The organism is Pseudomonas rubra, assembly GCF_028656935.1.
In the GTDB taxonomy this organism is placed as follows: domain Bacteria; phylum Pseudomonadota; class Gammaproteobacteria; order Pseudomonadales; family Pseudomonadaceae; genus Aquipseudomonas; species Aquipseudomonas rubra.
This window is the reverse complement of sequence record NZ_JAMDGZ010000054.1, coordinates 1-22,181: the sequence shown is the minus strand read 5'-3', so window position 1 is coordinate 22,181 and position 22,181 is coordinate 1. Positions and strand designations below refer to the sequence as shown.

The window sequence follows — 22,181 nt, the reverse complement described above, 5'->3', positions numbered from 1 at the left end:
ATGCAGACCACCCTCAGCGATGCCGCCAAGCGCCTGGCCCGCGCCGAAGAGGCCGAAAGCATCCTGCGCAGCTGCGTGCACTGTGGCTTTTGCAATGCCACCTGCCCGACCTACCAATTGCTCGGCGATGAACTGGACGGCCCGCGCGGGCGCATCTACCTGATCAAGCAGGTGCTCGAAGGCCACCCGGCCAGCGCCAAGACCCAACTGCACCTGGACCGCTGCCTGGCCTGCCGCAACTGCGAAACCACCTGCCCGTCCGGGGTCGATTACCACAACCTGCTGGACATCGGCCGCGCCGTAGTCGACCAAGCTGTGCCCCGCCCGCCCCTGCAACAGGCCTTGCGCAGCGGCCTGCGCCAACTGGCCGGGCATCCGGCGACCTTCAAGCGCCTGGTACAACTGGGACGCCGCGTCGACAGCCTGCTGCCGGGGCCACTCAAAGCCAAGCTGCCGCGCGGCACGGCTGACGCACAATTACGCCCGCCCGCGCGCCATGCCCGGTGCGTGCTGTTGCTCGAAGGCTGCGTGCAGCCGGGCCTGTCGCCCAACACCAACGCCGCCACGGCGCGGGTCCTCGACCGCCTGGGCATCAGCGTCACCCCGGCGCCTGCGGCCGGCTGCTGTGGCGCGGTCGATTACCACCTGGATGCGCAAGCCACCGGCCTTGAGCGCGCCCGGCGCAATATCGACGCCTGGTGGCCCACCATCGAGGCCGGTGCCGAAGCCGTGGTGCAGACCGCCAGCGGCTGCGGCGCCTTCGTCAAGGAATACGCCAAACTGCTGCAGGGCGATCTGCGGTACGCCGCCAAAGCCCGGCGGGTCAGTGAACTGGCCAGGGACCTGGTCGAGGTCATCGGCGCCGAGCCCCTGGAGCCGTTGGCCTGCCACAGCAGCCAGGTGCTGGCAGTGCATTGCCCCTGTAGCTTGCAGCATGCCCAGAAGCTGGGCGGCAGCCTTGAAGCCCTGCTCCGGCGCCTGGGTTTCAACCTCAGCGAGGTGCCCGATGGCCACTTGTGCTGCGGCTCGGCGGGCACCTATTCACTAACCCAACCGGCGCTGGCCCGGCAGTTGCGCGACAACAAGCTCGACGCCCTGGAAAGCGGCCAGCCGGACCTGATCGTCACCGCCAACATCGGTTGCCAGGCCCACCTCGACGGCGCCGGGCGTACGCCGGTGCGGCACTGGATCGAGCTGCTGGACCAGGCGCTAGCGAAGTCGCCAAGCCTGGCATAAGCTCAATCGGCCAGACCCTGTTCGACAACCCGAGGACTCGTCATGCGCACTCTTCTGCTTGTCTCACTGCTCATCATCAGCCCCGCCGTGCTGGCCAAGACTGAATGCAGCACCGCCGAAAAGAACCAATGGCAGGACCAGAACAACTTTCAGGAAGAACTGAAAAAGCAGGGCTATGACATCAAGAAGTTCAAGGTCACCGATGGCAACTGCTACGAGATCTATGGCAAGAACAAGGAAGGCAAGAAAGTCGAGATCTACTTCGATCCGGTCACCGGCAAGAAGGTGAAAGAAGAGATCGACTGAGGTGCGCGGCGAGAGCCTGCGCCTGTGGGATCCAGTGGTGCGCTGGTGCCACTGGTCGCTGGTGGTGGTCTTTGTCGGCGGTTACTTTTTTACCGAAGAAGGCGATGGCTGGCACCGCTGGCTAGGCTACTACGGCCTGGCCATCGTACTGCTACGTAGCCTGTGGGGGTTTATCGGTACCGGCGCGGCGCGCTGGGCGCACTTTTGGCCGACGCCAACGCGCCTGAAGTGGCACCTGCAGGCGTTACTCAAGGGTGAAGACTATCACCGCCTGGGGCACTCGCCGCTGGGTGCGCTGGTGATGGTGCTGATGTTGCTGCTCATGGCCGGCCTTGGGGTCAGCGGCTTCATGATGGAAGAGATTTACTACTTCTGGGGCGAGGATGGGCTGCGCGATGTCCATGAGTTCATGGCCGATGCCCTGCTTGCCCTGGTGTGCCTGCACCTTGCGGCGGCGCTGTTCGAGAGCTGGCGCTTGAAGGAGAATTTGCCGCTGTCGATGGTCACTGGCAGGCGGCGTCGGCGCTGAAGCCATCGCGGGGCAAGCCCGCTCCCACAGGGATTACACTGCCTTTGTGGGAGCTGGCCTTGCCAGCGATGGGCTGCAAAGCAGCCCCCTATCAGTGCTTCATATGCTGGTGATCATGCCCCTGAGCTTGAGCATTCAGCGCCCGCACGGGTGCACTCACTTCGATGGTCTGCTTGACGCCCTTGGCATCCTCGACCACCAGGGTCAGCGGCACTTGCTCGCCTTCCTTGAGCTGCTGGTTCAACCCCATGAGCATCACGTGATAGCCATTGGGATCAAGGCTGACGGCCTTGCCGGCCGGCAGCGCAACGCTTTTGACCTCACCCATTTTCATCACGTCGTCTTTCATGGACATCTCGTGCAACTGCACAGTCTTGGCCACCGGCGAGGCGACGCTGAGCAGCTTGCTGTCGGTGCTGGCGGTGAGGGTCATGAAGGCACCGCTGGACTGCTGCTGTGGCACGGTGGCGCGCGCCCAGGCGTCACTCACGGTGGTTTCGGCTACGGCCGGCAAGGCCAGGCCGATCAGGGCCAGCGCGGCCAGGGTACGTTTGACAGGGTTGCGAAGCATTAACACACCTCCATAACAGTGAGCAGGTCTTCTGCGCACTCTTTTGCATTGAGCGAATGGGACAGGCCCAGGCGCAACTGGCCGCGGGAATCGAAGACGTAACTGGTCGAGGTGTGCGAGATGGTATAGGTATCGCCGGCTGGCACCTTCTCGTAGAACACCCCGAACTCCCGGGCGGCTGCCGCGGTTTCTTCAAGGGTACCGGACAACGCCACGAACGACGGGTCGAAGGCTTTGACGTAGGCGTCGAGCACCTCGGGGGTATCGCGCTCGGGGTCGAGGCTGATGAATACCACCTGTAAAAAGCCTGCGTCGCGGCCCATCAGCTTCTTGATCTGCGCCGCACGCGCCAGGGCAGTCGGGCACACCGCAGGGCACTGGGTGAAACCGAAGAACACCATCGGCATCGAACCCCAGAAACTCGAGAGGGTACGGACGTTGCCTTGAGGGTCCTTGAGCTTGAATGAACGGCCGAGGATCTTGTTGCTCATGTCCTTGCCGTACTTGAAGTCCAGCGCGCCACCGGAACGGGGGTCGCAACCTGCAAGGGCGCCGAGGCCCAGCAGGCTGATCCCGGCAACAACCTGGCGCCGGGTCAGTAAATCAGTCATGTAACCATCCTTTTGGGAAGGTGCCAGCCCTGGATAGAGGGCATGTCGAGAAACCTTCGCATTTTGTCACGGCGGTGGACGCAGGTTCCAGCGCGCAGCGCCCCGTACGTCTGTATCCCAGTATTTACGGGGTGCGGCCTGTTGTCGCAGGTGATGGCAGGAAACGATTCAATCGCGTGATGGCGGTATGGTGCAGTCGTTGAGGTGGGGGTAAAGCCTACCAGGTGTACGCCGCAAGGCTTGTTGCGCCCTTGAGATCGAGCGCCGCGCGGGCGGCGCTCGATCTCAAGAGCGCTACAAGCCTTAAGGCGTAAACCTGGCAGGGACTACCCCATCTGAAGTCCTGCGCCTTCGCGCCATCACCCAATCAAGAGATGTGTAGACACCTATGCCGCGATGAAGCCGGTCCAGCCCTACACTAATTTCCAAGACCTTCCACAAAACGGTACACATCCTGCTTGCTGCGAGCCGGCGCATCCCGTGATGCGCTTTTCGTAACGACACATAAGGAAAAGTGCCGTGTTCAAACCGTTAGCAGTCGCTGTAAGCCTGGGTTGTGCAATGTTGTCATCCGGCGCCAATGCCTATGAATATGGGGAGTATGCCGGGCAAACCCTGGACCGGCTGATCAACGATTACCCCGGACGTTACCGTGGTACCGCAAGCTTCGAAGGTGCTACCGCCCTGATGCAATCGCAACTGGGCTTTGGCTACCAGACCCGCCGCCAGGACTTCACCTGGGCCGGCAACCGCAGTTCGCAAAACGTCATCGCATCAGCCCCCGGCCAGAACAGCACCTATGTAGTGCTCGGCGCCCACTACGACACCTACTTCGGGCGCCCGACCCTGCAAGGCCTGGACGACAACGCCTCGGGCGCGGCGGTGCTCACCGAGATCGCCCGCAACCTGGGCGGCGTGGCCCTGGAGAACGGCCTGGAAGTGGTCGGTTTTGGTGCCGAGGAAGAAGGCCTGCGCGGTTCGCGTGCCTATGTCGCGGCCTTGAGCGACAGCCAGCGCGCCAACCTGCTGGGCATGATCAACCTCGACAGCCTGATCACCGGCGACAAGATGTACGCCCACGCCGCCAGCACCAGCGTCGCCAACCCGGCCCTGGGTGCCTACCGCGACCAACTGCTGCGCATCGCCAGCGAGATGAACATCGCGCTGTTCACCAACCCTGGCCTCAATGCCGAGTACCCAGCCGGCACCGGCTGCTGCAGCGATGGCGACAGCTTCAAGAACCTCAATGTGCCGGTGCTGTTCATCGAGGCGACCAACTGGGAGCTGGGCGAACTGGACGGCTACGAGCAGACCGCCAACCCGGCGATCCCCGGCGGCTCGACCTGGCACGACCCGGCCGAAGACAACCAGCAAGTGCTGACCAACGCCCTGGGCCAGGAGCGCATCGACCAGCGCCTGCGTGATTTCTCGCGGCTGCTGACCCGCCTGGTGCTGGAGCTGACCAACGCCGACCTGCTCGCCTCCACCGCCTCCGGCGGGGCCATGGCACGGCAGATGGAAGACCAGCTGCAACGCCAGCACCAGGCCCTGACCCGCCTGCATGACCGCCGCTGGCTGAGCCTGCTGGATGCTTCACGGGCGGTGGGTAGCGTTGAGGGTGAAGTGGCTGTGGAGGGCGAAGTCTCGCCAGACAGCGGTTTCGATGCTCCGGGCAACCCGGAGTCAAAACGCGTGGGCGTCTATGGCGTCGCCGACTACCGCCTCAACGAATCCATGAGCCTTGGCGGCAGCCTGAGCTTCCAGCGCAGCCGCGACAGCCTCGACCACGGCGGGCGCGTCGAAGGCGATGCCTGGCAGGCCGGGCTGTTCGCCCTGCTCAACGACGGCGGCCCGCAATGGCTGGCCGGCGAGCTGAGTGCCGGGCATACCCGCTTCGACACCGAGCGTTCGGTGTACATCCAGGCCAACAATGGCCCGGTGTTACTCGACCAACGCCTGTCCGGCGACACTTCGGCGTGGTTCTGGGGTGCGCGGGTCGACGGCGGTTACGACTTCAGCTTCGGCGCCTTGAAGACCGGCCCGGTGGCGGGCCTGGACTACATGCACTACCGCATCGACGACTTCGACGAAGACGCCAACCTGCGTACCGCCCTGGGCTATGAGCAGCAGAACTACGACGCCCTCGAAGCCAGCCTCGGCTGGCGCTTGCACGGCACTGTCGGCCTGGGTGCGAAGATGGCCCTGCAACCCTACGCCAGTGTGCGCTGGGTCCGCGAACTGGCCGATGGTCGCCTGGATGAAATCGACCTCAGCAGCCAGGCCGACGGCCGCGTGCGGGTGGCGGACATGGGCAGTGTCGACAAGGACTTTGGCCGGGCGCAACTGGGCGCGCAGTTGATGTTCACCGAGCAGTTGGGCGTGTTTGCCGAGGTCAACAGCCGCTTCGCCCACAGCGAGGGCAACCAGGCCGGGTACTCGCTGGGCGTGCAGTGGCAGTTCTGACCGGCTAGGCGCAACCGCCCAGGGCCAGTCCAGGTGTGAAACCAGGCACTATGCTTTTGATCATTGCCCCCCCGCTGGAGCCTATTCATGAGCCTTCGCCTTGTTTTGTGCCTGTGGCTGGCCATCGCCACCTGCGCCAACGCGGCCGAACCGTGGCACCTGGCCCAGGATGAAGACGGCATCAAGGTCTACCTCAGCGCGGTGCCGGGTTCGCCTTACCAGCAGTTTCGCGGTGTCGCCCTGATCAAGGCCAGCGTCTCCACCCTGAACGACCTGCAGGAAAACCTGCGGGTCGCCTGCAAATGGCTGTATGGCTGCGCCGACATGCGCCTGCTCAAGGTCGAGGGCGAGCGCACCTGGGTCTACCTGACCACTGCCCTGCCCTGGCCGGCCAGCACCCGCGACATGGTAATCCTGGTACACAGCGAGCGCCGCGACGACGGCAGCCTGGTGCGCCGGCTCAAGGCGGTGCCGGGCATGGTCGAGCATGTGCCGGGGCAGATCCGCGTGCGCCAGCTCAAGGGCCTGTGGACCTTCGTGCCCAAAGGCGAACAACTCACCGAAGTGACCTACGAACTGCAGGCCGACCCTGCGGGGGATATTCCCTCGTGGCTGGCCAACCAGTTCGTCCTCGATGCGCCCACCGTGTCGTTACGCACGTTGCGCGCGGTTGCCGAGCGCCAGGGTGGGGCGGCGCCCTGAAACAGGATAAGCATGGGCGGTGGGGATTAGCCTACTCGGATAAAAATCGAAAAATACTCAAAGCCTAAAACCATGCGTCTATTTTAATAGACAGTCGATTTTCACAGAAAAAGCCTAAATAGAGCCTTTAAATCATATTTACCTGGCAAAACCATCGTTCGCCCATACACATCTTGTGAAAATTTAATTGACACGCCTCTGTCACTCTTCTTATTTTCCCTCCCTGCCTCACCTTCCATAAAAATAATTCCAAACCTATGGGCAAGCGCCATCCATGCCAGTCTCTTCGCGTGCACCTCACCAGCAGAACACAGGATCCGTTCTCGACTCAGCACCGGACGCACAGTTCAAAAAGACCCTGAAACTCTGGCAGGTGGTCATCATCGGCCTGGCCTATATCGCGCCCATGACCGTGTTCGACACCTTCGGCATCGTCTCCGGCATTACCGAGGGGCATGTGCCCAGCGCCTATGTGCTGGCCTTGTTGGGCATCCTCTTTACCGCCATCAGCTATGGCGTGCTGGTGCGGCGTTTTCCCGAGTCCGGCTCGGCCTACACCTACACCCGCCGGGCGATTAACCCACACGTGGGATTTCTGGTCGGCTGGTCGTCGCTGCTCGACTACCTGCTGCTGCCGATGGTCAACGCCCTGCTGGCCAAACTCTACCTGTCGGTGATGTTCCCTGAAGTCCCGGCCTGGGTCTGGGTGGTGGGTTTTGTCACGGTGATGAGCCTGATCAACATGCGCAGCATCAACCTGGTGGCCAACTTCAACACCCTGTTCGTGGCCATTCAGGCAGTGATCATCGGCGTGTTCATCTACCTCACCGTGCGCGGCCTGCACAACGGCGAAGGCCTGGGCACCTCGTGGAGCCTGCTGCCGTTTGCCGACCAGGGCACCCACTTCAACGCCCTGGTCGCCGGCGCGACCATCTTGTGCTTCTCGTTCCTGGGCTTCGATGCGGTGACGACCCTGTCGGAAGAAACCGAGAACGCGCAGAAAGTCATCCCACGGGCGATCTTGCTGATTGCCCTGATCGGCGGCCTGGTGTTTATCACCGTGTCCTACTACATCCAGGCCTTTTTCCCGAACATGGAGCGCTTCCAGGACCAGGAAGCGGCCCTGCCGGAAATCGCCCTGTATGTCGGCGGCAAGCTGTTCCAGTCGATCTTCATCTGCTGCACCTTCATCAACACCCTGGCCTCGGGCCTGGCGTCGCAAGCCAGCGTGTCGCGCCTGCTGTACGTCATGGGCCGCGACAACGTCATCCCGCGGCGCTATTTTGGGCGCCTGCACGGCACCTGGAAAACCCCGGTAATCAACATCGCCATCGTCGGCCTGATCTCGCTGTCGGCGATCTTCTTCGACCTGGTGACCGCCACCTCGGTGATCAACTTCGGCGCGCTGGTAGCATTCAGCTTCGTCAACCTTGCGGTGATCGTGCACTGCTACCTGCGCGAAGGCTGCAACAAGACCCTGGGCGACAAATTCAAGTATCTGGTGCTGCCGACGATAGGCTTTTGCATCACCGCCATTCTCTGGCTGGACCTGGACAGCCACTCGCTTCTGTTTGGCGGTGTGTGGGCAACGCTGGGGGTGCTGTACCTGGCGTACCTGACCAAAGCCTTCAGGGTTGCCCCGCCCAGTTTCATCGCCGAGTAAATGCCCGTAGGACCCAGCCCGTCGATACCGACGGGCTTTGTCTATTGAAAAAACCGACACCACAAGGACGCCCCCATGCTGCTGCGCCGCCTGCTCATTCAATGGAAGATCACCCTGCTCGCCGGCCTGTGCCTGCTGGCCATCGTGGTGGTGCTGATGGCGGCCACGCTGATGCAGTCGAGCCGCAGCGCCGCCCTGGTCAACAGCGCCAGCACGCAAATGCTCGACCACAACGCGCGGCTGCGCCTGCACACCTCGGCGCAACTGCAAGCGGCGAACATTCAGCGCTACTTTCGCGATGCCTACCTGTATGGCGATGGCATCGCCCAGTTGGTGATGTTCCTCAGGGGCCAGGGCCGCGACAACCTGCGCCAGGACCTGACCCAGCAAACCCGCCAGGCCCTGGGCAAAAAACCCGACCTGCTCGGCCTGTACCTGGTGTTCCTGCCCAACGCCCTGGACGGCAAGGACGCAGGCTTCGTCGACCAGGCCGCAGTGGGCAGCAACGACAGCGGGCGCTTCTCGCTGTACTGGTCGCAGCCCAACCCCGGGGAGCTTGAGTCCGAGGCCATGCCCGAGTCGATGCTGGCCGACACCAGCCTGTCGGCCAACGGCTCGGCCTACAACCGCTGGCTCACCTGCCCGCTGGAAACCGGTGCAGCTTGTGTAGTCGATCCCTACTTCGACAGCGTCGGTGATCGCAATCCACTTATGACCAGCATCGCCTTCCCGCTCAAGCAGGACGGCAAGATCATCGGCGTAATAGGCCTGGACATCGCCCTCGACAACCTCCAGCAACTGAGCCTGGACGGGCGCAAGGAGCTGTTCGACGGCAACGGCCAGGTCAGCATCGTCAGCCCCGCCGGCTTGCTGGCCGGGCATAGCCGCGACGCCACGCAACTGAGCAAGACCTTCGAGCAGGTGTTCGGCCAGCAGGCCAGCGCCGTGGCCGAGCAGATGCGTGCCGGCAAGGCCGCCGAGTTCAGCAACAACGGCGTGCTGCAGGTCAGCCAGGCGTTCGCCCCGGTGCCTGGCGCGCTGCCGTGGAGCGTGCTGCTGGAAGTGCCCGAACAGGTCCTGCAGGCCCCGGCCATCGAACTCAATGCGCGCCTGGATGAACACAACAGCAGCGCCAACCTCAGCAGCCTGCTGATGGCCCTGGCGGCCGCCGTGGTGGGCCTGGTGGTGATCTGGCTGACCGCCCGTGGCGTGACCCGGCCGATCCTCGGCGTGGCAGCGATGCTCAAGGACATCGCCAGCGGCGAAGGCGACCTGACCCGACGCCTGGACTACGCCAACCAGGACGAACTTGGCGAGCTGACCAACTGGTTCAACCGTTTCCTCGACAAACTGCAACCGGTGATCGCCGACGTCAAAGCCTCGGTGCAGGACGCGCGCAGCACCGCCGACCAATCGGCGGCGATTGCCAGCCAGACCAGCGCCGGCATGCAGCAGCAATACCGCGAAGTCGACCAGGTGGCCACCGCCTCCCAGGAAATGAGCGCCACCGCCCAGGACGTCGCCCGCAACGCCGCCCAAGCCGCCGAAGCGGCCCGCGGCGCGGACCTGGCCAGCCGCGAAGGCCTGAGCATGATCCGCCACACCACCCAGGCCATCGAGCAACTGGCCAGTGAAATGACCGCCGGCATGGCAGAAGTCCAGCACCTGGCCAGCCGCAGCGAACAGATTGGCTCGGTGCTCGAAGTGATCCGCGCCATCGCCGAGCAGACCAACCTGCTGGCCCTCAACGCCGCCATCGAAGCGGCGCGTGCCGGTGAAGCCGGGCGCGGCTTTGCCGTAGTGGCCGATGAAGTGCGCAACCTGGCCAAACGCACCCAGGACTCGGTGGATGAAATCCGCGTAGTGATCGAAGGCCTGCAACAAGGCACCCGCGAAGTGGTCGACGCCATGCACAGCAGCCACCGCCAGGCCCAGGACAGCGTCGCCCAGGCCGAACAGGCGCTACCGGCGTTGCAGCGTATTGGTGAAGCGGTGACGGTGATCACCGACATGAACCTGCAGATCGCCTCGGCGGCCGAAGAGCAAAGCGCGGTCGCCGAAGAAGTGAACCGCAACGTCGCGGGGATTCGGGATGTGACCGAGTCGCTGTCGGGGCAGGCACAGGAATCGGCACAGATCAGCCAGGCACTGAACCGACTGGCCAATCATCAGCAGGGGTTGATGCAGATGTTCAGGGTGTAGCATTGTCCTGCACATCCGGCGCGGCCTGAACTACGACCGCTTCGCGCTCGATCGCTGGCAAGGCCAGCTCCCACAGGGTATGCATGCACTGATCCACTGTGAGAGCCGGCGTTGCCGGCGATGAGGCCAGAACAGTCAACCAGGATCCCGCCCCATCAACCACCCTCACCGCCGCCGATAACTCTTCTTGCCACTAGGCGTCAGGCAATAAACCCCACCCCGCGGCCCGGTGCAGAAGTTCCCCGATCCGCACCCACAGCCCTCGCTGGCCCCGCGCAACGGCTGCACCGCAGGCCGTGCGGCACTGCTGTAAATGGACGCCGAGCAGCTTTTTTTCGAAGCACTGATCGACCCGTCATTACACAAAAACAGATCGCCATCACAGCCGGCAACCCCGCCCTTGCGCCCGGAGCAAGGCTTGTTGGCCGCCAACGCCGAAGACGTCGCCAACACCAGTACCAGGGCCAACCCTACCCGCCCGGAAAAACAACGTGCCACAGCATTCCCTCCCTAGAATATGGCTCAATGCTATCAGCGTTGATCGAATCGAGGAAAGTGGGAGCGGGCTTGCCCTGCGACGCCGGCTCCCACATTGGTTGCAACGTGCCATGGCCTGTGAGAGCAGCGTTGTCAGCCTTGGTGCATGGCGAAAGTGCGTGTCGGGCCCTTTAGGTCACCTGCCAGCCTTCCGCAACCGCAACCGCCGCACCACCGCCAAGCGCTTACAAAACTGCCGATGGTGATGACTGTTCAGCAAAACCAGCACCACCGATGGCAGAGCAACGGACGAAACTGAAAACAGCAGATTGATCCCTGCGCCAAGACTTGCAATCGCCATCAGCAAACTCGTCGCCGCAACCGCAACCAGACACCATACCCCCCAGGCAAAACCGCTGGCGATCAGGCCGGCGCCAACGCTACACACCGCCGCCCCGAGCAAAATCACAATCAGCACATACCCCATGTTCTCAAGATGCTGGGCAAAATAGGCGTACTCCACCTGCACCGTTGCCAGCGCAATGGAGGCCATGGCCAAGAAAAATGCGGCGCAGAAGCGGCCCATGTAACGCCTTAAGAACGCCGCCATCCCCGGATAGCGCAGCACATCCACAGGCTCACCCGGCAAGCGCTTGGCTCGCGGAGCGTTGCTGATCTCAACAAACCTTGCATACATCCGCCGATAACCTCGACCGTTGAGCACCAGTAGGCCAACCAGGGGGCAGAAAAGCGCCAGGTAGTAAATCAAACCCGGTGGACGCTGGGTATACAGCCCCACAGTGACCAGCAAGCAACACACCAGCAATGTCACCAGCCACCAAATCAACCGCGTGCTCCCCCACACGAGCAACAGGTGCAGCATGGTCGGAATAACTACGCCGCTTTTCACACTGCTCAGGATGTCGGATGAACTCATGGCGCTCGGTGAGTTTGTTCCGTTAATCACCAGCATCAGGCTTATGAGGGAAGCAACGGCCAGCAACCAGCTCAAGGTCAGGAGCGGGAAATTGCGGCGGAGGCAGGCGTTGATTTCGGCTTGGTGATTCATCCGTGAACCTTTGCTCTTTTATCGTTTGTCAGACACTGGCTTGAAACGCTTGCGACGGATATCGGACAGGGTTTTGCTCATCTCCCGATAACGGCGGCTGTTATACGCCAGTAACGCCAACAAGGGGGCGATTATTGAAACTACGGCCAGGAGTGCATCGCGTGAAAAGGGATAGGTCACCACGCCGGCAATCAGGCAACCGAGCAAAAGGCCAACCACTGCACGGTTCCCGGCTGAGTAGCCACGGATTACGACGAATTGGCCGATGCCGAGGGTGAATGAACCCAACATGATAAAAGCAACGATGTATCCCGGCTCGGCAGGGTTGCCTGCGAAGATGGTCTCACCTGCGCGTATGGATGCACAGGTGAGGGAGATAACTGCGAGGAAAAATCCTGTCAACAGCGCGGGGTAATAGCGACGTACAAAAGCCGGTAATTGATTGATGCTAATCACTCTTCCGTCTCCTCTACCAAACTGAAAGCGATACTTTGCACTGTATTGCTACCTGCAACGCTTAGAACGGCACCTAGTGAATCCCTGATGGAGGCGATCGTCGAGCTCCTGATTTCAGTGGGCGTGTAGCGCTTTGGTAATACACCGAGCTTTTGCTGAAGCTTGAGTTGCTTAGCTGTCAATGATGGATGCTTGATGGAGAGAACCTCTTTCATGAGGGCACTGCGTTGCTGTCGACTTAAAGCTCGGCCAAGATCGAACCAGCTATTTCTTGTGGCATTTTTTCGCACCTGCAGAGATCGGAACACATTGGTTAACGAAGCCGCAGCTCCCAGAAGGGAAATAGCATCCAGAAGCGGTGTCAACACTTGGTACCAGAGCTGCTCATCGAGCCAATCGTTTCTCTCAGGACGATGGCGCTCCGAATAGACCCTGAACAAGCCGAAACCACACTGGCCAACACCAGCTACTACAGCAGTAGCCCCAATGGCAGAAAGTGTGACCCCTACTGGCCCGGTAAACGGCGCTATCAATCCCCCAGTTAAAATCGCAACAATGCCAAAAATCGCACCCCCGCAGGCAAATCGCGCATTCGCGACTTCCTCCACCATCCGTGCTTGTCGAACATTGTGCTGCAATTTCAGGGCGTACTGCTCAGGTGTCAAATACCGCTTCACCTCCTGCAACACCACCCGCTTAGGCAACACACTACAAACCGGCCGAAACGCCCGCAACGTCACCACGTTGTAGTCCGCATCGATGTACACCACCCCCGCCCCAACAATCCCGGGGTCGGCATCAATCGCTGCAAACAACCTCGGCACATTGACCAGGCTCTCAATCCGCTGGCGCGCAAAGTACTGCGAGGGGCTTGCTCCAAGCCCGCTCATCCTTGAGTCGTTCATGGGGTCTCCTGAAACGTGAAAGCGCCTGCAAACCCGAGGGGTGCCGACGCCTGATCTGCCAAGTTTTAGCAGCTAAAAATCAACGTTTCAGAAGTGCATTTTTGCCGGTTATGTCGTCCTACCGCTCTAAAACAAGAATAAAAACAATAGCTTGTAGGAATAGTCCACGAGCATTCGCGGAGAACATGCTTGGCCCGGCCAATCAATGCCAGATTGCCACTACCGAACGATTAGCCCAAAATTCCGCCCCCTGCATGCCCAAACCGCCCCACAAGGAAACCGCCATGGCCCAGCTCGATGCCTTCATTGCATGGATGAGCGCCAACCTGGACAAAACCACATTCGCCCATCAGTACCAGAACCGCATGAGTGGCAAGCCCTGGCACTGCAGCAGCCTGTTCAATGCGTATGAAAAGTACCATTGGCCGCACCCGGCAATAGAGCATCTGGACGTCGACAAGGGCAGCAACATCACCAGCAACACCCGCGCGCTGGCGGCGCTCCAGCAGCAACTGCAACGCGCCCTCGCGCCCGCGCCCGAAGACCAGGCCACCAGCCGCGCAACCATCGATGTGATGATCTGGGGTGGCGTACAGAACGGTAACGTCAGCTGGCTGACCAACAACTGCGACGGCCTGGCCAACCTACTGGTCAGCACCCGCGACGCGATCGACAGCGGTGAATTGAACCATTCGGTACTGCTTGACCCCAAGCTGCGCTTCAATGCCGGCATGACCAAGGTCTACTCGCTGATCTGCAAGCAACTGGTGATCTACGACAGCCGCGTTGCAGCCGCGCTGGGTTGGGCAGTGGTGAAGTTCTGCCAGCAGGCGAACCCCAAACTTACCCAGGTGCCGCCTGAGCTGGCCTTCCCCTGGGCTGCGGCCAGGCCGACCAAGGGCATATCCAAGCAGCGCGATCCGTCCCAAGGCACCTTGCGGTTCCCATCGCTGCAGCCCGGTACAGTGCATGCGCAGTGGAACATTCAGGCCAGCCGGATACTGGCCGCCGTACTCACCCACGCCAATGCAAAGGACAGCGGCTTCAACAAGCACGACGACTCGGGTAGCAGCCCGTTGCGGCGTTTGGAAGCGGCATTGTTCATGATTGGTTATGACCTGGGCGGCGGCGCTGCGACCGCTATGGAGACAGAGGCCAGCCAAAGCGCGATGCCCGCGCCAACAGTTGGATGGGTCGAATGCTGGACGCCCAGCCATCGCAAGCCTTTTCACTACCGCGTGACCGGTCAGGGCTTCGAGACCCACGGCAAGAGCATCACCCGCTACCCGCTGCAGGTGCTCAACGAGACCCTCAACTACCTGTGGCGGCAGTTCGGGCGCGCAAAATTCCCCCTGGCCAACAGTGCCGACGGTGTTCCGGCCGGCACCAGCGAAGAAGGCATCGGTACCGCTTACTACCAGGCCATCAACCAGCAACAGCGAGTGCCGGAGTCGAGCCGCCTGACTGCCATCCTTGAGGACCTCGGGGTGATTCAGCTAGTGAGCCGTGGGAAAAAGCACTGGGTGTTGAACCTGCAGTTGCTGGACACCACCGTTAAAGGCACCCTGGATATCGAGCCGCTGTTGCTGCGCCTGCTCGAAGACCAAGCGCAGGACTGACCTCACGATATGCAACGGTGACCGGCCCCAGATGGCCGGTGACCCCGCTGCCCATGCTATTGGCAGCCAGGACAATCGAGCAGCTATTGCTCTCAAGGACGTTGATGAACCAGCAAAGCATTGTGCGGTACTGGCATGCGGTTGAACTGCTGCAACCGCAATCGGTCCTGAAGCTGAAAAAGCGCGACGACGACTATCAGCCTTATTACCAGGACATCCCCGCCACGGCCCGGGTACTGCCCTGGATGCCGGCCAGTGTATTGAGCACGCAGACGCTGCCGAAAAAGCGCGTCTGGAGCCACACCCTCTTTGCTCACCTGTACGACAACCTCGATGTCGCCAAGCAATTGGAAGCGCTCTACGGTGCCGACCAGGGGTACAAGGAGCCGCAGCGCCGCGAATCGGCTCTGTTTGCGCTGAAGTTCAGTGCCGACGGGATAATGATTGCCGACAGCCTGGTGCTCTCCAGCGAGGCCTGGTTCGTGGGTTGCGCCATCGCCGGTGAAGACTGGACCCGTGGTTTCGACGACGCCCAGGACCGCGCCCGTGAACAGGCCAATATGCTGTTGGGTGGCGTCGTAACGTCCGACAGCCTTGAGCGGATGACTGACTATATACGCCAAAGTCTCGGCCTCGATGGCTTTTTCGGCGACCTGAATCAACGACGCCACCGGTTTCGCTCGGCCCCCATCGACCCGAAGAAACCCGAGCAGGAGGACGATCCGCTCAACAGTTTCCTGCTGGGCGACCTGGCCGATGTGGCCGAGGCAATAGCCCGGGGCACGATCAGCCAACCGTTGGCGCACTACCTTCAGCAACATGACGCCGATAACCGCCTTCACCTGGATACTCCACAAGCCTCCCTGGCGCTGATTGATCGCCTGTCCCCTTCCCGCTACGCCCCCGGCTGCTGGCCCGCGGAACGGCACCTGGGTCTGGTGCACTCGCAACAGGTGGCGGTCAACAGCATCTTGCAGACACTGTCTGACGCCTCCGGCGTACTGGGCGTCAATGGCCCGCCTGGCACCGGCAAAACTACCCTGCTGCGCGACCTGATTGCCGCCGTGGTGACTCAGCGCGCCGATGTACTGGCGTCGTTCAACCGGGCCTCCGATGCCTTCGTCAAGGACGGTCGCGAAACGGCCAATGACAGTGGCCGCGAGCGTGCAGCCTACCGGCTGGTGCCTGAGTTGTTCGGCTTCGAAATGGTGGTGGCCTCCTCCAACAACGGTGCGGTCGAGAATGTCACCTTGGAGCTGCCGCAACGCGACAAGATCGACCTCTCGTGGCTGCCCGAAGCGGAGTACTTCAGTCACCTCGGTGAGCTCACCAGTGGCAAGCCGGCATGGGGCATGATTTCTGCCGCGCTGGGCAGCAAAGCCAAACGCACCCAGTTCGTCAAACGCTTCTTTTATGGTGAGCAGCCGGCCAAACCGACAAAACCCATGGCAGAAGCCATGGCAGAAGCCGCAGCCCAGGTTGACCTTGAAGAGCTCGATGCCCTGGCCCAGGACGAAGACCTTGACAACGCTGAGCACGAACAGACCAACGAAGAGCCTGTGGCCGATGCTGCAGAGCCGGCGCAAGTGCCAAAGGGCTTCCTTGGCTGGTTGATGAGCGCCGCAGTATCGCCCGAGGAACGCCCAAGCACCTGGCAGGCCGCCGTGCAGCAGTACAACGAAGCCAAGCGCTGCGAGCCCGCGCCTGCGCGATCATCGACCTGATCAAGGCAGTGATCAGCGCCAAAACCCGAATCGCCGAAAAGGAACAGCAACGCCTGGACCACTTGGCCAAACGCCAAGGCCTGGAAAGCGAACAAAGTGCCCAGGAAACCAAGACCCTGACGCCTGCACGGAACAAACTCGAAACCCAGCTCCAGGCCCTACAAGCCCACCTGAAAACCAAGCCTGGCTTCTGGGCCAACCTGTGCAGTTGCTGGGCGTCCCACCGCACCTGGTCGGCACAGCAGCGCTTGCTCGACGCCAGCCATGCTTTGGCCAAGGACGCGTTTGACACTGCCCAGCGTCAGGTGCAGCGCCTGGTTGCACAGGTGATTGAAGTGAACAAGCAACTGGCGAGCGACGAGCAAGCGCTTGCCGCCCTCTACCAGCACGCCGCCTTGCAGATTGACAACGCCCGACGCCTCGCCGAGGAAGGCCAGGCCGCGCACCTGTTAGCCTGGCTGGACACCGGCGAGATCGGCCGCGGTGATGCCATCGAGCTGCTTGAGCCCTGGGTCCTTGAAAACTGGCGCCAAGCCCGCGCCAAGGTGTTCATCGATGCCCTGAGCCTGCACCGCACCTTCTTCCAGATCGAAGCCAAACGCCTGACCGCCAACCTGTACTTCATCACCAGCGTACTCACCGGCGGACGCTACCAGGGCGTGTCACGCGAGCTCGTGCGTTCAGCCTGGGCTTCGTTGTTCATGGCCGTCCCGGTGCTCAGCAGCACCTTCGCATCCTTTGCCCGCTCGTTCGGCAGCCTCGGTTGCGGCGAAATCGGCTGGTTGCTGGTCGACGAAGCCGGCCAGGCCACTCCACAAGCCGCCGTCGGCGCCTTGTGGCGCGCACGCCGGGCCGTGCTGGTGGGCGATCCGCTGCAGCTCAAACCGATTGTCACCGTCTCCGACGCGGTGCTGGAACACATACGCTGTCGCTACCAGGTCGATGCCCATTGGCTGCCCAACCGCCAGTCCGCACAAACCTTGGCAGACCAAGCCACTCACTGGGGCAAAATGGCCGGCCCGCGTGGCCAGAAGTGCTGGGTGGGTTTACCGCTGGTGGTGCATCGTCGCTGTGACCGGCCGATGTTCACTCTGGCCAACCGCATCGCCTACGACAACGCCATGGTCTACGGCACACTCGCCCCCTCTGCAGCAAAAGAAACCCGTGCCAGCCTGTTGACCGGCTGGATTCAGGCCAGCGGCCCCTCCTCCGGCAACTGGGTACGCAACGAAGGCATCGCCCTCAAACAGCTGCTGGCCAGCCTCAAGGCCGATGGTGTACCTGAAGACAGCATCGCCGTGATCACCCCCTTCCAGGATGTGCGCCAACGGCTGAGCAGCTTTTTGCCACGCACAATCGTCTTCGGCACCATCCACACCATGCAAGGCAAGGAAGCCGCGGTGATCATCCTGGTGCTGGGCGGCAACACCCAAAGCCCTGGCGCCCGCGACTGGGCCGTGTCCGAGCCGAACCTGTTGAATGTCGCCGCTACCCGCGCCAAGCGGCGCCTATATGTGATTGGTGATCGCAACGACTGGCAAGGCCGCTCGTTGTTCTGCGATGTGATGCAGCTGTTGCCGACGCAGCAACAGGTGGTGCTGAGCCCAGCGGGCAATACGACTGTTTGATGAGCGCAAGGGGCCAGCGTGGTGGAGTGCCACGCTGGAGCGCTTCGAGCGTTGAGCCACTGACTACTGCTCAGCGCCCATTCCGTGCGCCACATCCTCCACCAGCGCCTTGGCCATGCCACTGAGGTAATGCGCCGCCCACACCAATGCAGCGTCCTGCTCGATCCCGGCCTGCAAGGTCAGCCGATGCACACAGCCCATCAACACCGCCGACTGCTCCAGAGCGAACACCGCACTGTGGCCGGGCTCGACGCGGAACAGCCTGTGTGTAGAACGCCCGCTTTCGCCTTCACCGAAGGCGGCGATGCCGGCTGTTTTGGCGGTGGTAGCGGGATTCAAATCCTCATCCATTGCCAGGTCCCCCTGCTGAAATCGCCAGCCCGCATTGCTGAGCGAAGTCGTCAGCAACGCGGGCACCTGCCGATTGGCCACTCAGTGGCGTGACTGAACCTTGCTCAAGGCCACTTCGACCAGAGCACGGGCGTGTTCGATTTCATGCATGGTCGCCAGGGTGAGCACCTGGCCGGGAGGTTTGCGATGGAGCAGGACGGTTTGCTGGGCAATGGTCAGGGCGCAGATCAGGTATTCGGATGTCTGGACCAGGAGGTCTTCGAGGGATGGGTTGGGGTGGTGCGGTGGGTCGGGGACGATTTTTAACATTGGGTATTGCTCCGTTTGGATGGAGCCGCCACACCCAAGCTGTCAAACAAAGAGGTGGCAGCTGTACGCGGGTTGACAGACCGGTAAACGAAGAAACCCGGCGCACACGAAGGTGCCCCACGCACAGCCGCCATTACGCGGCTGCACAGATGGTTTCATTTGATGCGGCCTGTCAAAACCGGTCGTTGAATTGGCAACGACTGGCGGAGACTAGAGCCCCAACGAAACCACTGCAATGGCTTAAAGGCGGCGGAAGTATGATTGGGAAATGGACTACATGGAATCAGGAATTTCTGCAGATTCACCCAGTGCTTTCCTTGCTGTTTGAGCCACTGACCGAGCTGGAGCAGCGACGAATCAGACTGATGGCCACTTGAAATCTACTCATAGGTTCTGCACCATCCTTTTCCTACACAACAAAGGGAAAGGTCGCATAGTGACAACGGCAACGCCGAAGGACCGGGTCCAGCGCGCACTGAGTGAGTTTGACGAGAAGCTTAGAGATCACCCCAATTGGGCGAACTGGGAAACCAATCGTCGCTATAGCTCCTTCATCACAATTGATGGCAAACGCTACCCTGCCAAAACCATTGTGGCTTTAGCGCAGAACATTGCTGAGGCTTCATTCTCCGGCGCTTTTGAAACTACGCGATACTTGCGCAAAGCAGGAATTAGTACCGAACCGCTTCAATGCCTACCCGCATCACTGCTCGATCTCCATTTCGAGCGCGAAGCAATATATGACCGAAAAACCGAAATCCATGGACCCTTTGGCGGAAGCCACCAATCAGGCATCGCCCCCTCTTCCACTTTCCCAGCAATTTTTATTTTTACTGGTGACACAGGGGCGCAGAATGGCTACGCGGACAAATGGGTGGATGGAGAGAATACCTGCCTGTACACCGGCGAAGGGCAGATAGGGCCAATGGCATTAACCAAAGGCAATCTAGCCATAGCTGAGCATGCGCACACTGGCAAATCGCTTCATCTGTTTCAGTCGGTGGCCAAAGGCAAAGGGCATCGCTACAGAGGTGAATTTGTTTGCGAGAGCTTTTTCACCGAAGAGCAGCCGGATCAAAAAGGCACACCTCGCAGTGCAATTGTCTTCCGCCTCACTCGGGTTGAAACGGTTCCTGACTGCGATCCAAGTCTTCCTCTGGAGGATAGTGAAACGCTCACACTGCAGGTCAGTTTGACAGCGGCTCGAGAGGCCGCCCTGGCAGTTACTCAGCGAGCACCGTCCACCTCGACTAAAGCGACTGCCCGAACCATCTATCAACGCAGCCGGGTGGTAGCTCACTACGTTTTAATGAGAGCCGCAGGAACGTGCGAAAGCTGCGAAAAGCCTGCCCCCTTTAACAAATCTGACGGTAGTCCATACCTGGAGCCTCACCATACCAACCGTGTTTCAGATGGTGGCCTGGACCACCCTCAGTTCGTTGCCGCTATTTGCCCAAACTGCCACCGAGAAATACATTCAGGGGAAGATGGCGCCAAAAAGAATCAGGCCTTGGCGCAAAAGATAAGAAGCTATGAGCTTTATCGTGCTTGAACTTCAATCCGACATTGACAGTTTCACAGCGTGAGCATTCCAGTTTTGCATGACCGCCTCGGACATATACCTCTGACGGGTGCTGTCAATGCCCATCCTGAGGAGGTCTGGGTGGGCGTCCAGCTTAAATCGCGACGCAATGCGTCGTGATTTTGGCAGGCTAGGCGACGTCGCTAATGGCTTAGGTTCTGTATGAAAACCTTTGAAATTTCGTCATGGCCCGTGGCGGTCTGATTTTTCGTAGAATTCTTGCCTTTTAGGCGAAGGACTTTGCCATGTCCAAGCGATACGAGCTTTCCGACGCGGAATGGGAGATAGTCGCAGACCTCTTCACCGCACATCGGCGTACCGGACGCCCAAGAATCGACGATCGTTTGATGCTCAACGGCGTGTTGTGGGTGCTGTGCTCCGGTGCAACATGGCGGGACATGCCTGATCGATTCAGGCCGTAGTCGACGGTCTATCAACGATTTCGAGACTGGCGAAACCAAGGCACCTTCAACAGTATGCTGAAGCGGTTACACCTTAGGCTCAATGCGCAAGGCCTGATCGACCTGAACACCTGGTGCATCGACTCAACAGCTGTGAAGGCCACGCGTGCGTCTTCCGGAGCAGGCAAAAAGGGGGGCTGAAGAACCGACGGACCACGCACCTGGACGAAGTCGGGGTGGGCTGACGACGAAATTCACATGGTCAGTGACGCCTCACTTCACGCTCTCAGGCGGCCAAGCAAGCGATATTTCAAATGCCCAGTCGCTGCTGGATGGCGTCCACATACCTTCTGGTCGTGGCTGGCCACGCAAACGCTGTCGCTGGCTCCTGGTGGACAAGGGTTATGACGCAGAGTCCTAGCGGCAGTATTGCGACCGCTACCGGATGCAACCGGTGATTCCGCTACGAGACATGAAACGCAAACCCAAACCGGGCTTGCCGAGGTTGTTTGACAAACCCAAGTATCGACAGCGGAACGCCATCGAACGGCTATTTGGATGGCTAAAGGAGCACCGCCGATTGGGAACTCGTTACTGCAAGCTGGCGAAAAGCGTTGCTGCGATGGTCACACTCGTTTGCTGGCGGCGGTGCTTACGACATTACTTTTCGTACAGTGCCTAACAGCACGCCAGCAAATCAGTCTGGAGCCGGGCCATAACCGCACTGACGTGATCGCAGCCTACATAGGAGGACGGCGATGACGAAGTCCTTCGACATGAGGCTTTTCCTTGAAGCCGTACTCACCGGTTCCCATGCCACGCGGCAGCGCCACATTAGGCAGGCCCAAACAATACAAACGGCCATTCGGAAACGCTTCGGCCAAGACAATCCGTGGAGTTGGCAGCTCAAGCATTTCTGGTGGTTTGAGGAGCAACACCTGGAGTCCCGCAGCCCGGCGACTAGGTATTACTACCAGCTAACCGAGTGGTTGATCATAAAGCGCCTTGGCAAACCTGGGCTTGCACAAGAAAAAAGCAAGAAGAACTGAGACCGCGCTGCCGGGTGATCGCAAACGGCGACGAGATGGAAAGCGCCTTCACAGCGCGAGGGGACACATTGGTGGCTCGAACCAGAAAGATGTATAGCGCGGCCCAGCCACCACGACTCCCACGCAGGTGTGATTAGTTATCTCAACGCGGGCCCGTCTATAGAGACTCTACTGAGAAAAAATATTTGACAGCAGGAGCAAACGGGGAGATATTGCTCTCGCCATCTACTCAGTACATCTTGTACGGAGAAAAATGAGGTGCGGCAGGTTGCACCCTGCCGCTATTGCAATAACTGACTCGTTAGGAGAGCTAGGGATTCTCCGATCA

The 22,181-nt window shown here is 60.7% G+C and carries 18 protein-coding genes and 3 pseudogenes; 13 read left to right on the top strand and 8 right to left on the bottom strand.

The features are described from left to right. Genes glcF through M5G17_RS22795 form a run of 3 tightly spaced genes read left to right on the top strand, consistent with a single transcriptional unit; the run spans position 1 to position 2,071 of the window. Entirely contained in the window at positions 1 to 1,236 is a 1,236-nt protein-coding gene (gene glcF / locus M5G17_RS22805) for a glycolate oxidase subunit GlcF (protein WP_273895151.1), read from the top strand. A 42-nt stretch (positions 1,237 to 1,278) separates the two neighbouring features. Beyond that, on the top strand, positions 1,279 to 1,542 hold the full coding sequence (locus M5G17_RS22800; RefSeq protein ID WP_273895150.1) for a PepSY domain-containing protein: 264 nt from the start codon (positions 1,279 to 1,281) through the stop codon (positions 1,540 to 1,542). A 1-nt stretch (position 1,543) separates the two neighbouring features. Beyond that, positions 1,544 to 2,071 (top strand): cytochrome b/b6 domain-containing protein, encoded by a 528-nt coding sequence (locus tag M5G17_RS22795; RefSeq protein ID WP_273895149.1) that lies wholly within the window; start codon positions 1,544 to 1,546, stop codon positions 2,069 to 2,071. A 91-nt stretch (positions 2,072 to 2,162) separates the two neighbouring features. On the opposite strand, the gene M5G17_RS22790 is transcribed toward M5G17_RS22795, so the two are convergent. Next, entirely contained in the window at positions 2,163 to 2,642 is a 480-nt protein-coding gene (locus tag M5G17_RS22790; protein WP_273895148.1) for a copper chaperone PCu(A)C, read from the bottom strand. Next, entirely contained in the window at positions 2,642 to 3,253 is a 612-nt protein-coding gene (locus M5G17_RS22785; RefSeq protein ID WP_130265232.1) for an SCO family protein, read from the bottom strand. The genes M5G17_RS22790 and M5G17_RS22785 overlap by 1 nt, the downstream gene beginning before the upstream one ends. Before the next feature lie 519 nt (positions 3,254 to 3,772). Here M5G17_RS22785 and M5G17_RS22780 point away from each other — a divergent pair. The 5 genes and pseudogenes from M5G17_RS22780 to M5G17_RS27720 all read left to right on the top strand — a co-directional run bounded on the left by M5G17_RS22780 (position 3,773) and on the right by M5G17_RS27720 (position 10,283). Beyond that, positions 3,773 to 5,716: an autotransporter outer membrane beta-barrel domain-containing protein gene (locus M5G17_RS22780; protein WP_273895147.1), complete on the top strand. Its 1,944-nt coding sequence runs from the start codon at positions 3,773 to 3,775 to the stop codon at positions 5,714 to 5,716. Between the two features lie 87 nt (positions 5,717 to 5,803). Then, complete coding sequence (locus M5G17_RS22775) at positions 5,804 to 6,418, top strand: START domain-containing protein (protein ID WP_273895146.1); 615 nt, start codon at positions 5,804 to 5,806, stop codon at positions 6,416 to 6,418. 274 nt (positions 6,419 to 6,692) lie between these two features. Then, a complete protein-coding gene (locus M5G17_RS22770) occupies positions 6,693 to 8,081 on the top strand; it encodes an APC family permease (protein WP_273895145.1) in 1,389 nt (462 codons plus the stop codon). Between the two features lie 75 nt (positions 8,082 to 8,156). Further along, positions 8,157 to 9,425 (top strand): annotated as a pseudogene (locus tag M5G17_RS27725) (cache domain-containing protein); the annotation flags it as partial. Between the two features lie 102 nt (positions 9,426 to 9,527). After that, complete coding sequence (locus M5G17_RS27720) at positions 9,528 to 10,283, top strand: methyl-accepting chemotaxis protein (RefSeq protein ID WP_420793364.1); 756 nt, start codon at positions 9,528 to 9,530, stop codon at positions 10,281 to 10,283. Positions 10,284 to 10,448: 165 nt separating this feature from the next. Here the strand turns inward: M5G17_RS27720 and M5G17_RS22760 are convergent, their stop codons facing one another. The 4 genes from M5G17_RS22760 to M5G17_RS22745 form a co-directional block, all read right to left on the bottom strand. Further along, positions 10,449 to 10,781 carry a YdcA family protein gene (locus M5G17_RS22760; protein WP_273895143.1) on the bottom strand — a complete coding sequence of 111 codons (333 nt, stop codon included), beginning with the start codon at positions 10,779 to 10,781 and terminating at the stop codon, positions 10,449 to 10,451. Between the two features lie 175 nt (positions 10,782 to 10,956). Next, a complete protein-coding gene (locus tag M5G17_RS22755; protein WP_273895142.1) occupies positions 10,957 to 11,829 on the bottom strand; it encodes a hypothetical protein in 873 nt (290 codons plus the stop codon). Positions 11,830 to 11,847: 18 nt separating this feature from the next. Further along, positions 11,848 to 12,285, bottom strand: a complete 438-nt coding sequence (locus tag M5G17_RS22750) for a hypothetical protein (protein ID WP_273895141.1) — start codon at positions 12,283 to 12,285, stop codon at positions 11,848 to 11,850. After that, on the bottom strand, positions 12,282 to 13,190 hold the full coding sequence (locus M5G17_RS22745) for an Ssp4 family T6SS effector (RefSeq protein ID WP_273895140.1): 909 nt from the start codon (positions 13,188 to 13,190) through the stop codon (positions 12,282 to 12,284). Before M5G17_RS22745 ends, M5G17_RS22750 begins: the two co-directional genes overlap by 4 nt. Before the next feature lie 284 nt (positions 13,191 to 13,474). Between M5G17_RS22745 and M5G17_RS22740 the strand changes: the two genes are divergently transcribed. Beyond that, positions 13,475 to 14,809 (top strand): hypothetical protein, encoded by a 1,335-nt coding sequence (locus M5G17_RS22740; protein ID WP_273895139.1) that lies wholly within the window; start codon positions 13,475 to 13,477, stop codon positions 14,807 to 14,809. Positions 14,810 to 14,913: 104 nt separating this feature from the next. Beyond that, positions 14,914 to 18,161, top strand: a pseudogene (locus M5G17_RS22735) (DEAD/DEAH box helicase). A 63-nt stretch (positions 18,162 to 18,224) separates the two neighbouring features. Here the strand turns inward: M5G17_RS22735 and M5G17_RS22730 are convergent. Then, positions 18,225 to 18,512 (bottom strand): DUF3077 domain-containing protein, encoded by a 288-nt coding sequence (locus M5G17_RS22730; RefSeq protein WP_273895138.1) that lies wholly within the window; start codon positions 18,510 to 18,512, stop codon positions 18,225 to 18,227. 81 nt (positions 18,513 to 18,593) lie between these two features. Continuing rightward, entirely contained in the window at positions 18,594 to 18,821 is a 228-nt protein-coding gene (locus tag M5G17_RS22725; protein WP_273895137.1) for a hypothetical protein, read from the bottom strand. Between the two features lie 373 nt (positions 18,822 to 19,194). On the opposite strand from M5G17_RS22725, the gene M5G17_RS22720 reads away from it, so the two are divergent. The 3 genes and pseudogenes from M5G17_RS22720 (at position 19,195) to M5G17_RS22710 (ending at position 21,853) form a co-directional block, all read left to right on the top strand. After that, positions 19,195 to 20,373, top strand: a complete 1,179-nt coding sequence (locus M5G17_RS22720) for an HNH endonuclease (protein WP_273895136.1) — start codon at positions 19,195 to 19,197, stop codon at positions 20,371 to 20,373. Between the two features lie 275 nt (positions 20,374 to 20,648). Further along, a pseudogene (locus M5G17_RS22715) lies at positions 20,649 to 21,486 on the top strand (IS5 family transposase). 76 nt (positions 21,487 to 21,562) lie between these two features. Then, positions 21,563 to 21,853, top strand: coding sequence for a hypothetical protein (locus M5G17_RS22710; protein ID WP_273895135.1), 291 nt, complete (start codon positions 21,563 to 21,565; stop codon positions 21,851 to 21,853). The last annotated feature ends 328 nt before the right edge of the window (positions 21,854 to 22,181 follow it).

Coding starts and splice junctions, on each gene's coding strand:
- glcF (WP_273895151.1), top strand. CDS start 1: ATGCAGACCACCCTCAGCGATGCCGCCAAGCGCCTGGCCCGCGCCGAA.
- M5G17_RS22800 (WP_273895150.1), top strand. CDS start 1,279: ATGCGCACTCTTCTGCTTGTCTCACTGCTCATCATCAGCCCCGCCGTG.
- M5G17_RS22790 (WP_273895148.1), bottom strand. CDS start 2,642: ATGCTTCGCAACCCTGTCAAACGTACCCTGGCCGCGCTGGCCCTGATC.
- M5G17_RS22785 (WP_130265232.1), bottom strand. CDS start 3,253: ATGACTGATTTACTGACCCGGCGCCAGGTTGTTGCCGGGATCAGCCTG.
- M5G17_RS22775 (WP_273895146.1), top strand. CDS start 5,804: ATGAGCCTTCGCCTTGTTTTGTGCCTGTGGCTGGCCATCGCCACCTGC.
- M5G17_RS22770 (WP_273895145.1), top strand. CDS start 6,693: ATGCCAGTCTCTTCGCGTGCACCTCACCAGCAGAACACAGGATCCGTT.
- M5G17_RS27720 (WP_420793364.1), top strand. CDS start 9,528: ATGCAGCAGCAATACCGCGAAGTCGACCAGGTGGCCACCGCCTCCCAG.
- M5G17_RS22755 (WP_273895142.1), bottom strand. CDS start 11,829: ATGAATCACCAAGCCGAAATCAACGCCTGCCTCCGCCGCAATTTCCCG.
- M5G17_RS22745 (WP_273895140.1), bottom strand. CDS start 13,190: ATGAACGACTCAAGGATGAGCGGGCTTGGAGCAAGCCCCTCGCAGTAC.
- M5G17_RS22740 (WP_273895139.1), top strand. CDS start 13,475: ATGGCCCAGCTCGATGCCTTCATTGCATGGATGAGCGCCAACCTGGAC.
- M5G17_RS22730 (WP_273895138.1), bottom strand. CDS start 18,512: ATGGATGAGGATTTGAATCCCGCTACCACCGCCAAAACAGCCGGCATC.
- M5G17_RS22725 (WP_273895137.1), bottom strand. CDS start 18,821: ATGTTAAAAATCGTCCCCGACCCACCGCACCACCCCAACCCATCCCTC.
- M5G17_RS22710 (WP_273895135.1), top strand. CDS start 21,563: ATGACGAAGTCCTTCGACATGAGGCTTTTCCTTGAAGCCGTACTCACC.